Source organism: Candidatus Cloacimonadota bacterium (assembly GCA_012522635.1).
GTDB lineage: Bacteria > Cloacimonadota > Cloacimonadia > Cloacimonadales > Cloacimonadaceae > Syntrophosphaera.
On the sequence record JAAYKA010000084.1, the window covers coordinates 1 to 13001 of the forward strand.

Genomic DNA, 13001 nt, shown 5'->3' on the forward strand with positions numbered 1-13001 from the left:
ACTAGAGGATTTGTTAATATACAGAAAATCGATATAAGTGTTGGTGCTAGAATTATTAAATGAGCTGAAGCTGGGCCCTACAAAAGAAATAGTAGTGGAGACAGCGTTAAAATTTGGGGTTTCAATGGTCAGATCTTTATAGAATTCGCAGAAAGCTCTGCCTTGCGTGCCTGCAAATGAAAGGGAGGAGTTTGAAAGCCATTTTGCCCAGTCTTTTACAACCAGAGTAGATGAAGTATTGAGCACAACACTGCCGGCAGTCTCCAATTTTTCGTTGACGGTAAATGTTACACTGCCGCCTATTGCTAACGTGGTACCGGCGCTAAGCGACAGTTTGTAACATGCGGCGTTAGAATGAACCACAGGCAGATAAGAGCCCATAGCAGTGATTACCGCGTGATCATTCGCTGTCGGCACCTGGCCCGTTTGCCAGTTGCCGGAATCGTCCCAGTCATCGCTGATGCCGCCAAACCAATAATAGGTGTTTTGCGCGAAGGCAAAAGTGGCGAGGGCAAGAATAAAAACCAATAATAGAGTCCGTTTCATGTGTTCTCCTTTGTGTGGGTTTGTTTTTTGTTCGTCACATTGGACAAAAACGCTAACGTTTTTCATCCCTTAAACTTGATTAAACCATGTTGTTAAGTGTCTTCGCCAAACAGCTTAAAAGCGTTTGAGGAACCGAAATCTGGAACAGTTTACACGCTATGTAATCGATTTCAAAATCTATTGGCACTAGCCTGTGAATATGGTTTTAATTGTCAAGTACATTTTTTCGATTGTTCTGCTGGATATCGGGAAAGCTTTTCGATACTGCATCCTGAAAATTATTGAAGCCGAATTAGGTTCATCTTTTGGAGAGATCTATTCGTAGGTTTTCCAAAGAGAGTGGTCTGTCAAAAAAACCAGCGATACCGTTATCGACACTTGGCTCAAGGCCTTAATCACTTCTTAGTCAAGCCTTAATCAAGCGTTAATTATTAAGACTTGATTAAGGCTTGATTAACACTTGATTAACTGCCAGGATTAAGAGTGTGCCGTCCTGAAATTGGTTGACTCAAAATGGCTTACGAGGAGAAAAAGATCATGTGATACATGAAGAAGGGTCACCTAACTACATTATGGCGAAGCGGTTAAGAGAGTGGCTATTGAAGAGATTGAGGCAGGTGAGGATAGGGGAGAGGGCTCCCCTATTTTGAATTTGGAAAGCTTATAAAATGAAAGCCCAGAGCGTGTTTTATTCCCAGAAGGGGAAGGTGGTTTGCTGGAGTTGGGAAAGGTCTTCCAGCTTCCATTGCCAATTTCCCAGCGCGGTGCCGGGTATATTCATGCGGGCATCAGAACCCAGTCCCAACAGGTCTTGCGCGGTGAAAATGAGGTTTTCACAGCCGGAGTTTTGAGAAATCTGACAAAAAATTGCGTGTATGGAAGCTTCGATGTCCTCAATGCTTTCCAAGCCCAGTCCGGCAAAAAGCTCGGCGTTTTTGCGGATATAATTCAACAGATTCAGCCGGCTGGGGCTTTCCGGTTCGAGGTTTTCATACCATTCGCGGATGGTTGGATTGTCGTGAGTTCCCGTGTAGAGAATTCTTTCAGGGGGAAAATCCCGTGGTTCGGGGATGCCTTCCTCAAAGCAAAATTGCAAGACAATCATTCCGGGAAGTCCGTAGCGGTCGCGGAAGTCGCAGACATCGCCATTGAGCACGCCGAGGTCTTCAGCGATGAATTTTTCCAGCGGAAACTGTTTTTGGAGTTGGGAGAAAAAATCCTGGGGCAGGGCTTTTTCCCAGCTTCCGCCCAGCGCGTCCTCTGGCATTTGGGGCAAGCCGGTTTGAGGGTCTTTGGGGCAATCCACCGCCCAATAATTCACATAACCGATGAAATGGTCAAGGCGAAGCTTGTCCAGATATTGCAGGGCGTGGTTGATTCTATCAAAGAAAAGCTTGAAACCATCAGCGCGCATAGCTTCCCAGCGGTAGAGCGGGTTTCCCCAAAGCTGTCCCTTTTCGCTGAAAGCATCGGGTGGAACCCCGGCAACGCGGAGGCGATTTCCATTTGAGTCCAGATCGAAAAGATGCTGATTTGCCCAAACTTCCGAGCTTTGATGGGAAAGATAAAGAGGCATATCCCCAATGAGTTGGATGCCCTGTGAGGAGAGATAATCTTTCAAGCGCAAAAGCTGGTCGCGGGCAAAAACCTGAGCGCATGCCACCTGAAGCATTTGGCGTTCGTAATCGTTAAAAAGTTCATCGTAGAGCTTATCAGAATAGCGCTGGTGTTCCGCTCGGAAAAGGTTCCAATCCGTTTCACCATACAGTTTGCAGAGGGTGGTGTAAGCCAGATAGGGCTTGAGGTAGAGGGCGTCTTTTTCGATGAAAGCCTCGAGCTTGTTGTCGCAGAGATAATTTTCGGAGGCGGTTGCCAAAAGCTGGTCTTTGAGGCGATACACGGCTTCGAACGGAACCTGGTCACCTATGGGAAGCTGGGCTGCCTCGAGATCGGGAAGGTCAATCAAGCCATCCTCATAAAGCAGCTCCGGGCTGATCAGATATGGGTTGAGTGCGAATGCCGACATCGGATTGTAGGGCGAATTTCCATAGCCGGTTTGATAGAGGGGCAAAATTTGCCAGGATTTGAAGCCTTTTTCCAAAAGAAGGTCGGCAAGCAAATAGGCGTTGGGACCAAAATCGCCGATGCCAAAATCCGAGGGAAGCGAACTGATGTGAAGCAGGAGACCGAGGTTTTTCACGCCGCCTCCATGATTTGCAAGATACACTGGGTCAGCAGGATGGCGTCACTGGCAGCGGTGGTTTTGAGCTTGGTATCGGTTTCCAAAAGAATGGTGAAAATGGTCTGGGTTTGGGGAAGGGAATAGTTTTTGGCGAAGTTCATATATTCAGCTCGCTGCTTTGGATACAGGTCATGCAAGTGTTTTGCTGTGATTTCGGAAGGGCTGAGGTGGGCTTCCTTCATCAGCAGGATGTGATGAATGGCAGTGAACACGCGGGTAATCTGCCCCAAAATCTGCAAGCCTTTGGTTTCTGAATTGAGCATGCGGTCCATCAAATCCAGGGCTTCAGCGGCGCGGCGTCCACCCAGGGCTCTGGCAAAACCAATCTGGGTTCCCAGCCGAGAGCTGCCCAGACTTTGCTGCACGTCGTCAATCGTGATGGTCTTGCGTTCACCCACCAAAAGTCCCAGCTTTTGAAGCTCGTTATTCGCGCTGGCATAATCCAGTTCGACCCGCTCGATGAACATCGCGCGCGCGTCCGGACGCATGTTTTTTCCCATTTTTGCCAGGCTTTTATTCAACCAATTGATGAGCATATCGCCCCAGCGGGGGAAATCGCAATTCACCACTTTGCTGTCTGAACTAATCTTCTTCCAGGCGCTGGTGCGAAGGTCTGCCTTTTCGGCTGTGATGACCAAACTTTGCTCCAGAGAAGGGTTCTGGAAATAGGCGGCGAGGCAATCCAGTTCTGGTTTGCGGAGCAGGTCGGCATTTCTGAACAGGATGAGCTTGGTGCTGGAAAAAATGGAATAGGTATCCAAAAGGTCGTTGATTTGGGCGCAGCGCATTTCATCGCCGTAAACTATGACCAAATCTACATCCGCGTCCCGTTTCAGGGTTTCGCGTATCTGGTTTGTGACGGTATCCTGCAAAAAAGCGTCAGGCCCCAAAAGCAGGAAATTATCGCCCAAACGGGGTTTTACGGAGTCGAATTCCAAAGCGTCGATGGCCATCAGGATTTTCCCAAAATTATAACCAGGAAGCTGATGGCTCCCGCCGCCCAGCAATACCAGGAAAAATACTTCAAACGCGCGCGGGCAATCAGTTCCATCATGAAGCCGATGACCAATAAAGAGACGACGAAAGATGCCACAAACCCACCCAGATAGGCGGATAACTCACTGAGGCTGAGCTGTTTGAAGGCACCCAGGCTGGTAAGGTTGGCAGCCAAAATGGCGGGAATGCTGAGCAGGAAGGAAAATTCCGCCGCTTCCCTGCGCTTGACACCAACCAAAAGTGAGCCTGTGATGGTGCTGCCAGAGCGAGAAATGCCTGGAATAATGGCGATGCCTTGCAAAAGACCAATGAAAAGGCTGCGCGATATGCCCATATCGGAGGCGGGGATGCTTCCCGATTTCAGCCGGTCGGAAATAAACACAATCACGCCAGTGACAATCAGCATCAGGGAGACAAGCAAAGGTTTCTCGTAAAGCCCTTTGAAGAATTTGCCAAAAAGCAGATAGATAACCCCGGTGGCGAGGGTCGCCAAAAACAGATAAAGAATGATATTGCGGTTGCGCCGGTGGGTTTCGTGTCTCAGAGTGCGTTTCCAACTGAAAAGCGAGACCACCAAATCCCAGATTCTCTGGCGGAAAAAGATGAGAACGGCGAGCAGGCTTCCCAGGTGCATAAAAATCTCAAAAGCAATGCTGCCAGTTTCTTCGATGCCAAAGAAATGCTTTGCCAAAACCAAATGACCGGAACTGCTGACGGGCAGGAATTCGGTCAAACCTTGTATGATGCCCAAAAGAATAGAGCTCAAGAATTTCATTTTGTCCTCAAATAATGGGTGCTAAGTCTGTTTTTCCAACTTGGGAGAGGGGGATGAGAGTGAATCCCAGAGCTTGAACGCGATCCAGGAATTTATGCAGATAAATCAATTTTTCGGGGTTGTGGCAATGGGTAATCACCACCACGGTGCTGTTTCGGGTCGCCAAATCCTGGATGGCGTTGATTTTTCTCTCCAGAGTTTCATCCGTGATATCTGGTGAATCCAGGAAAATATCGTTGCGCCAGGCGGGGATGCGTGCTTTTTGAGCAACCTGGTAGGCAATGGAAACGTTTGAAGTGCGGCTGTCCAAAAAGCCCTTGTTTTTCTTTTTCAAAACGTCCATCACCCAGCCCATAATGGTGTTGTCCGCCGTTGCCAAACTGCCCATGTGGTTGTTTACACCCATGCAGAGCGGGAGAGAATTCAGGTGTTTCAGCAGGGTTCTTTCCACCTGAGCCTGGTTCATTTGCACCAAAATGGCGTTTTCACCAGGGTTTTGCCTGGGATAGCCAATCGGTTCCATGGGCACATGCACCAAGGTTTCACGCCCTTGTTGATCCGCCAGGGTCATGGTGTTCACGCTTTGTTTGAAGCCGGGCATTATGGCAAAAGTTATCTGGGTGGGCAGGGCGAGCCATTCTTGCAGAGTTTCCCCTTCCACAGAGCCAAAATCGTCCACCACGATGGAGATATATTTTTTACCAGCCCGCTGTTGCGCGGTTCTGGGCGCGTAGGACAGGATTACCTCGAAGTTTTTGTCTGCGTGGGTAAAGCTGAGGATTTGTTTGGAGCCATCCACTTTTCCATCGTCTTGAACCGCCCGCATGCTCCGGAATTCATTGGAAACAAGCACGTTGGCATAGGTGAGATCCATTTTGGAGCGATCAACCGGAATTTCCAGGCGGATAACCTTTCGGATTTCTTTGGGGACAATACTGCCCGGCTCCATGCCAAACTTTTCCTCCAAAGCCTTCACCAGCTTGTTTTGATCGAAAGGCTGGGTTCCCAAAGCGGTTTCCTTCACCGGCTTCACACGGGTTTTGGGTTTTTGGGTCAACAGCCAAACGATGCCCCCGCAAAGCAGCAGAATGAGAATATATAACCACAAATCCGATTTTGCGGTCACGCTTTTTGCGGGTTTGCGTTTCTTATTCTTGTTCTTGCGGGTCATTTTCTTCGTCCAAATCTTCCACGATGGGCTGGGGAATCATTTTATGAGACAGAGAATTCACCAGCAACACCAATGGTGAAAACACAAAATTTGACAGCAACAGCGCCACAAAGAGCAAAAACACATCATAAATCAGGGGCAAAAGGCCGGTGGCGTGAGCCAAATGCAGCGAAAAGCCGGTTCTTCCAATAAAGAAATCCAAGACGTTCATCACAATATTGTTATAGATGCCGCAGGCGAGCAAAGCCATGATGATGAAGGAAAAACCGTGCAGCAAAAAGGGTCTGGGGCGGCTGCGAAAGTCCTTGCGAACCATCACCAGGGCGCGGCGAACATCCATTCCATTTTCGCGGTGGGGACTGGTCCAGGCGTTGCGAAGCGCGTAGCCCAGAATCAGCCCGACAGACACAAATCTTGCCAAACTGGTGTAGATGGTTGAAAGAGGCAGGCTGATGCCATAATAATGGTTCAAAAAAGCGTAAACCAGATAGATGAGCCCCACAGCGAACATCACCACCAGCAATATTTTATGGAGGCCGATGATGGTGTGGGCAATGGAGTTTTTCTGTTCCTGGCTGAGTTTTTGGTTGGGGTGGCTGAGCTCGCTGTAATTCTTTAAAATCAAAAGAACCACCAAAATGAAAACCACGAGGAAAATCAGCAGGGGAAAGTAGTATTTATGCGAGGTAAAAAGGCCGATGCTGACATATTGAAAGCTGTTTATGTTCAGCCAAAAAACCAGGGCCATGGGATACAGGATGACCTGCATTCCGTTGAAGCTGCCAAAAAGAAGTCTCAGCAAACCGATACAAAACTGGCGAAAATTCATCAGCGATGTCCTCAAAGAGAGCGTGTGCCTTTGGTGGAAAAGGCGTTCACGTCCAAACTTGCGAATTCCCCGGCTAAGAATTTGGGAATTGCAGCCGCTCCGACCATGGCGGCGTTGTCCACACAAAGTTCAAGGCTGGGATGATGGAGTTTTATCCCATGTGAGGCGGCTTTTTGAGCCAATTGACTGCGCAAAGCGCTGTTTGCTGCCACACCGCCGGCTAAAAGAATGGTTTTAATATCCCGCAACTGCGCCAACCGCAGAGTTTTATCGATTAAAGGATCGATGATTGCCTGCTGAATTGAAGCTGCCAGGTCGTTCAGGTTGTTTTGGATAAAATCCGCATCCTGGCGGGAGACATATTCCATCACGGCTGTTTTCAAGCCGCTGTAGCTGAAGTTAAAATCCTCTTTGCGTTTCAGGGCGCGGGGAAAGCTGTGGAAGCTGGGGTTTCCGCTGCTGGCGGCCAAATCCAAAGCTGGTCCACCGGGATAGCCAAGCCCCAGCAGTTTCGCGGTTTTATCGAAGGTTTCCCCCGCCGCATCGTCCAAGGTTTTGCCCACCACTTCAAAATGGGTAAGACTTTCAAACAGAACCAATTCCGTGTGTCCACCGGAAACCACCAAAGCCAGAAATGGCGGTTGGATAGCCGGGTTTTCGATGAAATTCGCGAAGATGTGGGAAAGCATGTGATTGACTGTAATCAAAGGTTTCTGCCAGCTCCAGGCAAGGCTTTTGGCAAACGCCAAGCCCACAATCAGAGAGCCGATCAGCCCTGGATTCACAGAAACCGCCACAGCGGAAATTTCCCCGCTTCGCAGACCGGATTTGTCCAAAGCCGCCTGGGTGAGGTGAAGAATGTTCTGCATGTGGAGCCGGGAAGCGAGTTCGGGCAAAACTCCGCCAAAATTGGCATGATCGGTTTGGGTGCTCACCAAGTTGCAAGTCACCTTAAAGTCTGTGTCAATTAAGGCCACAGAGGTGTCGTCGCAGGAGGATTCAAAAGCCAGGATATGCTTCATTTGTCGGCGCGAACTCGTGTTGGAGTGTGTTCCACCAAAGTGATGCCAGCGGGAAGCTGCACATCAAGACTGTAAAAACCGCTCTCGTCAGCTTTGTTGGAAACGTGGATGACGATACCGGAAGGCAGGCTTGAAAGGCGTGATTGAGGACCCTTAACCTTGATGGTTGCAGTGGAAGGATAAACCGTTCTGCCTCCAGTCGCGCTGATGGGCAGGTTTCTCAAAACACGGGTTTGGGTGTCGTCTTTATCCGAACCGCTTCTATCTGAAGGGCTTGAACCGGGCTTTTCCGAGCCGCTTTCTTTGGCAGCAGGTTTCTTGCCTGTTTTGGCTATCAGCGCCTGACTGCTGGGGTTGATGCCCAAAATTTCCACCTTGAGATTGTGAGACGGATCCACAATCCTGTAGTTATGCCAGTTCGCAGCCCAATAATCCGCCGCGTCCATCTCCACATGGGTTTTGGAAAATTTCAGCCGGAGAATATCCAAACCACGCCCTGCCACCGCGCATGAAATCTTTTCCGCGGGCTGTTTTTCGGCGTCAGCTTCACTGGTGTTCACCAATTCAAGCTTCAGGGAAGTGTTTGTTCTGTGTTGGGAAACCAGGTTCAATTGCAGCCAAATAAACACTGCCAGCACCACTGCCAGCACTTTAAAACCAAGGTTATTTTTCATTTCTGCTGGCTTTCCAAGATGGCACTGATGCCAAGCTGGCGGATTTTTTTGTAAAGCGTGGTGCGTTCCAGCCCGATGGCTTTGGCGGTTTTGCTCACCTGCCAATCGTTTCGTTCCAGATAATGCAGGATGTAATCCCGCTCAAAGGCGGCTGTGCTGTCACGAATACCGTTTATTTTGAAATAGCGTTCCATGCCAGCCGCGTGAAAATCCGGGGTTTGCAGCAGCTTGTTGTGGAAATGATGGATAATGGTTTTGTTGTTGATTTCGCGTTCGTTGATGCTGATATAGCGGCAAAAGTTTTTCAGTTCTCGCACATTTCCAGGCCAGTCATAGGAAAGCAGTTCTTCTTTGAGGGCATTGAGATCAAGCTGTTCGCTGAGGTGATAGCTATTTGCATAACTGGTGATGAAATAGCTCATCAAAAGCAGAATATCATCGTCACGTTCCCGCAGGGGTGGGATGCGAATCACGTTTCCTTCGATGCGGAAGAAAAAATCACGGCGGATGCGGGATGAATCAGCCAGAGCCTTCAGGTCCACGTTGGAAGTGTAAACCAGGCGTGTGTTTACCTGTTTTATGTTGCCGCCGATAACCTGGATTTCCTTGTTGTCCACGGCGCGCAAAATCTTGGCTTGGGAACGCAGGCTCAAATTCGTGACCTCATCCAGGAACAATATGCCTTCGGAACACTTTTCAAACATTCCAATCGTGCCCCGGTCGTCTTTTCCGCCGATGCCTCTTTCCCTGCCAAAAAGCTCAAGTTCAATCAAATCCTCACCCAAAGAACTGCACAAAATGGTGTGGAAAGGCATGCCAAAGCGTTTTGAATTCACATAATAATAGTTCGCCGCCACTTCCTTGCCCGTGCCATTTTCACCCAGGATGAGAATGTCCTCATCCACAGCGGCAAACTTCACCAACTGGGTGCGAAGATTCTGGATGCTTTCACTTTCGCCAATGAACGGGAAAATGCGGGTAAATTGCTTTTTCAAATTCAGATATTCAATCTGCAAATCCAGGTTCTGCTCTTCCTGACGCTTGAGCGTGACCGCGTTTTCCACATGCAGCAAAAGCTGATTGATGCTGAAGTTCGCGCCTTTTTCCAAAAAGTGGTAGGCTCCGATTTCCCGGATTTGCTTCACCTGCTCGTTGGTGGCTTCTCCGGAAATAACAATCACCTTATAGTTAAAATCCAGATGTTCCTTCAGATATTTCAAAACCTGAATGCCGTTGAGGCGGCTGCCCACCAAAAACACATCCAAGAGAATCACATCCGGCATGAAACTGCGCAGTTCTTCGAAAAAGGTGTCCGAATTTGTGGAATGCAAAACCGAATAGTCAGCCGTTTTCAGCACCTTCTGGATTTGCTCAGACAGAACCAGGTCGTCTTCCAGAATGATAACTTTGCCTTTCATATTCAAGCCTCCAGTCTTTCCTCGATATCCGCCATCGCGTTCAGATAATAGATATATGCCTGATCCGGTGAATCGTAGGGCGAGAAATATTTGTGAACGTCGCCATCGGTGAAATATTTTGTGCACATATAGTAGAAATGATCGGAGGTACTCAGCTTGCGCGCGATTTCCAACAATTCCGGATCCCCCTTTTGCCTGATGCGGTCCAAGATGCGATAGAGGGTTTCGATGGCGTTATGCTGCATATCGTTTGAAAGCCATGCCGAAAGGTCACGTTCCGCGTCCGCCCAGGAAACCGGCTCCGGAAAAGACAGCGATTCCTGCTGATAGTTTGCCAGCTCGAAAGTCTCTCTGGGCAGGGCAAAACCCAGATGTTCGTGTTTTAGAACCTCAGCGGGGAAATGTTGCATAAAGTCAAAGATACCGGATTCCGCCCACTGGTGTTCTCCAAAGGTTTCGTAATCCATGAAAAGGTTCAAAAATTGGTTTCGTCCCTCTGTTTCCGCCAGGGTCAGATGGTTTATCCAATTCACGAATTTATCGACGGTGAGAGGATATTCAGGCCAATCCCGGTTTGAAAACCTGAAGGCAATATCATCCGAAAGCTGGTAATATTTCAGCAGGAGGTTCATGTTCTTGCGATAATTTTTATAGGCGTAAAGCGGTGTGCGCCAGTCCAATATCCGGTCCGCGCCCTCGGTGAGAATGGTCTTGAACCCCTCAATCTCGAAAACGAGGTCGGAAAGGCTGTCCTGATAGATGAGCTCGGTGTTTCTGAACGTCACCGGTCTTTGCCCAAATTCAGTTTTCATCAGCTCGCGATGCAGCGCCACCTGGTCCAAAAATTCGTTCGTATCATATAGGAAGGAAAGTGAATGATAATAGGTTTCGCCCAAAAACTCCACGCAGCCTGTATCCGCCAGAGCTTTGAAGGAATCCAGCGTCTCGGGGCTCCAGGCTCTGAATTGCTCGATTGCTGTCCCGGTAATGGAAAAAGCGACCTTGAAGCGCCCCTCATTTTTCTTAATCAAATCCAAAAGAAGCGCGTTGGTGGGCAGGTAACATTTTTCGGCAACCTTGCGCAAAACCTCTTCATTCAATGCGTTGTCAAAATAGTCGATACCGCTGCCAATATCCAGCACACCCAGGTGTTTCAGACGGTAGGGCTGGTGAACTTGAAAGTAAAAAACCACGTTTAACATATCTTCACCTTGTTAAAGCTTGCCTTTGATAAATTGGGACAGAACGTTGGAATAGACCTCACGAATCTTTTCCGCCGCCTCCATCCAATGGATTTGGTTCACTTCGCGCATTCCGGCAAGTCCCATCTTTTGGCATTTTTCAGGGTCTTCGATGAGATGATTCACTGTCTCAGTCATCAATCCCACATCCCAATAATCAATTTTGAAGGCGTTATTAACCACTTCCGCCACCCCGCTTTGCTTGGAAATGATGGATGTGAGCCCAAAAGCCATTGCCTCCAGAGGCGAGATGCCGAAAGGCTCTGAGACGGAAGGCATCATATAAATATCGGACGCGCGCAAAATATCTTCAACCTCGGCTCGGTTCAAAAAACCCGTGAACAGGAATTTGTTTTGCAGCTTTTTGCTGGCGGAATTACGCAGAATCTTTCTCGCCATATCGCCTGTGCCAGCCATGATGAAACGTGCTTCCGGATGCTTTTTCAAAACCCGCTCCGCCACATCCAGGAAATAATCCGGCCCTTTTTGCAGGGTGATGCGTCCCAAAAACAGGATGGTGGGTCCCTTGAATATCCGTTTTTTGGAGGTGATGGATTCTTCGGAAAGCGAAAAAGCGTTATGGACAATGCGAATCTTCGCCGTGTCAATCAGATAGCGGGACATAATCATCTGCGCCGTATATTGCGAAACCGCAATCACCCTGTCCGCATACATCATTCCCGCGTGTTCGATTTTGTGAACCCTCTCATTTCCGGGTCCGCCAGCGCGGTCAAATTCCGTGGCGTGGATATGCACCACCAGCGGCTTTTGGGAAATCTTTTTTGCCAAAATGCCAGCCGGATAGCAAAGCCAGTCATGCGCGTGGATGAGGTTATAATCCAGGCTGCGGGCAAAGCGTTCGGCTCTTTGGGTGTATTCCTGCATCTTGCGGATGATGTCTTCATCTCCAATCAGGTTTTTTGCCACATCAACGAAAACTTCTCTTTCCTCAGTTGTGGTGAAATGCGTTTTCCAGCGTTCTTCACGCAATGCCAGGGCAAATTCATTAATCTCTTCCATCTGGATATAGGATTCCGGTCTGCCGCTGATTCCGATATATTCCAGGCGTTCATGCAGGGTCTCAAATGTATGATTCTTGTATTCCTTATGCAGCACGGGATCCACAAACACGGCGGGAAGGGTGTCCACGTCGCTGACTTCGCGCAGCGGGAAATAGACCATTTCCTTGGTGGGCAAAACCAAATCCACTTTGATGCCCAAAGCCAAAAGGGATTGAACCATGCCATAGCACGCCATTCCCAAACCGCCTGCGATCAAGGGTGGAAATTCCCAGGTGAACATCAAAACTTTCATGGCCTATTCCTCTTCGCAGCTTTTCGGCGGACTGGTTTCACGGTTTTTTCAGCTTTGCCGTCTCGGATGGACTGGATGAACGTCTCGATGTTATACAGCGCGGCAACGCTGATTGCCATTGCGGGCGCGCCTTTTGGGAAATGGGGGTTGTCTCCATCCCAAACTTGAGCCAAAGACGCGATGTGTCCCCGCATAAAGCTCCGCCGGAAGCTTTTAACCTGTTCGCTCAGCTCTTCCGCCAGTCCTTCCGGGCTCAGCTCGTCCCGGTTCAGTTTCAAAAATAATCCGCAATAGGGACCCAAGAGCCACGCCCAAACGCTGCCGTTGTGGTAGGCAAGGTCACGCTCCTGCTGTGTTCCATAATATTTTTTGCGGAAGCGGTGGTCTTGTGGGCTCAGGGTGCGAAGTCCATACGGCGTATAGAGTTCCAACCTTGCTTTTTCCCAAACCTGTCTCATCTTTTCACGGTCGATAATTTCCCAGGGCAGGGAAAGCGCAATCACCGCGTTGGGGCGAATTTCGTTCACAGGTTCATCACCCACAAGGCGGTCTGCCAGATAGCCATTCTGCCAAAATTTTTGGAAAGCCTGGCGCACGGGCTCACGCATGCCGCTGATTTGCTCGATGGGCAGATAGCGGATTTTCGCCAGTTTACGATATTCGTTACACATTGCCTCATAACAGCAGATGGCGTTATACCACAGCGCGTTAATCTCCACCGACGCTCCATTTCTGGGGGTAACCGCCTTGCCATCCATCCTCACATCCATCCA

At 49.1% G+C, this 13001-nt stretch carries 12 protein-coding genes; all 12 read right to left on the reverse strand.

The window, feature by feature from the left end:
• Positions 1-546, reverse strand: a 546-nt coding sequence (locus tag GX135_04595; protein NLN85367.1) for a hypothetical protein, incomplete at its 3' end; no start/stop codon positions are given.
• Between the two features lie 688 nt (positions 547-1234).
• Positions 1235-2746, reverse strand: a complete 1512-nt coding sequence (malQ, locus tag GX135_04600; protein ID NLN85368.1) for a 4-alpha-glucanotransferase — start codon at positions 2744-2746, stop codon at positions 1235-1237.
• Complete coding sequence (gene holA, locus GX135_04605) at positions 2743-3741, reverse strand: DNA polymerase III subunit delta (protein ID NLN85369.1); 999 nt, start codon at positions 3739-3741, stop codon at positions 2743-2745. The genes malQ and holA overlap by 4 nt, the downstream gene beginning before the upstream one ends.
• Positions 3741-4559 carry an undecaprenyl-diphosphate phosphatase gene (locus GX135_04610; GenBank protein ID NLN85370.1) on the reverse strand — a complete coding sequence of 273 codons (819 nt, stop codon included), beginning with the start codon at positions 4557-4559 and terminating at the stop codon, positions 3741-3743. The genes holA and GX135_04610 overlap by 1 nt, the downstream gene beginning before the upstream one ends.
• A gap of 7 nt (positions 4560-4566) precedes the next feature.
• Positions 4567-5730 (reverse strand): divergent polysaccharide deacetylase family protein, encoded by a 1164-nt coding sequence (locus GX135_04615; protein NLN85371.1) that lies wholly within the window; start codon positions 5728-5730, stop codon positions 4567-4569.
• Positions 5708-6559, reverse strand: a complete 852-nt coding sequence (locus GX135_04620) for a hypothetical protein (protein NLN85372.1) — start codon at positions 6557-6559, stop codon at positions 5708-5710. Before GX135_04620 ends, GX135_04615 begins: the two co-directional genes overlap by 23 nt.
• A gap of 11 nt (positions 6560-6570) precedes the next feature.
• Entirely contained in the window at positions 6571-7581 is a 1011-nt protein-coding gene (tsaD, locus tag GX135_04625; GenBank protein ID NLN85373.1) for a tRNA (adenosine(37)-N6)-threonylcarbamoyltransferase complex transferase subunit TsaD, read from the reverse strand.
• The gene (locus tag GX135_04630; GenBank protein ID NLN85374.1) at positions 7578-8255 is read right to left on the reverse strand and encodes a hypothetical protein; all 678 of its coding nucleotides are present in this window, start codon (positions 8253-8255) and stop codon (positions 7578-7580) included. Before GX135_04630 ends, tsaD begins: the two co-directional genes overlap by 4 nt.
• Positions 8252-9673, reverse strand: coding sequence for a sigma-54-dependent Fis family transcriptional regulator (locus GX135_04635; GenBank protein NLN85375.1), 1422 nt, complete (start codon positions 9671-9673; stop codon positions 8252-8254). The genes GX135_04630 and GX135_04635 overlap by 4 nt, the downstream gene beginning before the upstream one ends.
• Before the next feature lie 2 nt (positions 9674-9675).
• Positions 9676-10875, reverse strand: coding sequence for an alpha-amylase (locus tag GX135_04640; protein NLN85376.1), 1200 nt, complete (start codon positions 10873-10875; stop codon positions 9676-9678).
• 12 nt (positions 10876-10887) lie between these two features.
• Complete coding sequence (locus GX135_04645; GenBank protein ID NLN85377.1) at positions 10888-12228, reverse strand: glycosyltransferase family 4 protein; 1341 nt, start codon at positions 12226-12228, stop codon at positions 10888-10890.
• The coding region (locus GX135_04650) for a hypothetical protein (GenBank protein NLN85378.1) at positions 12225-13001 on the reverse strand (777 nt) is incomplete at its 5' end. The genes GX135_04650 and GX135_04645, both read right to left, overlap by 4 nt.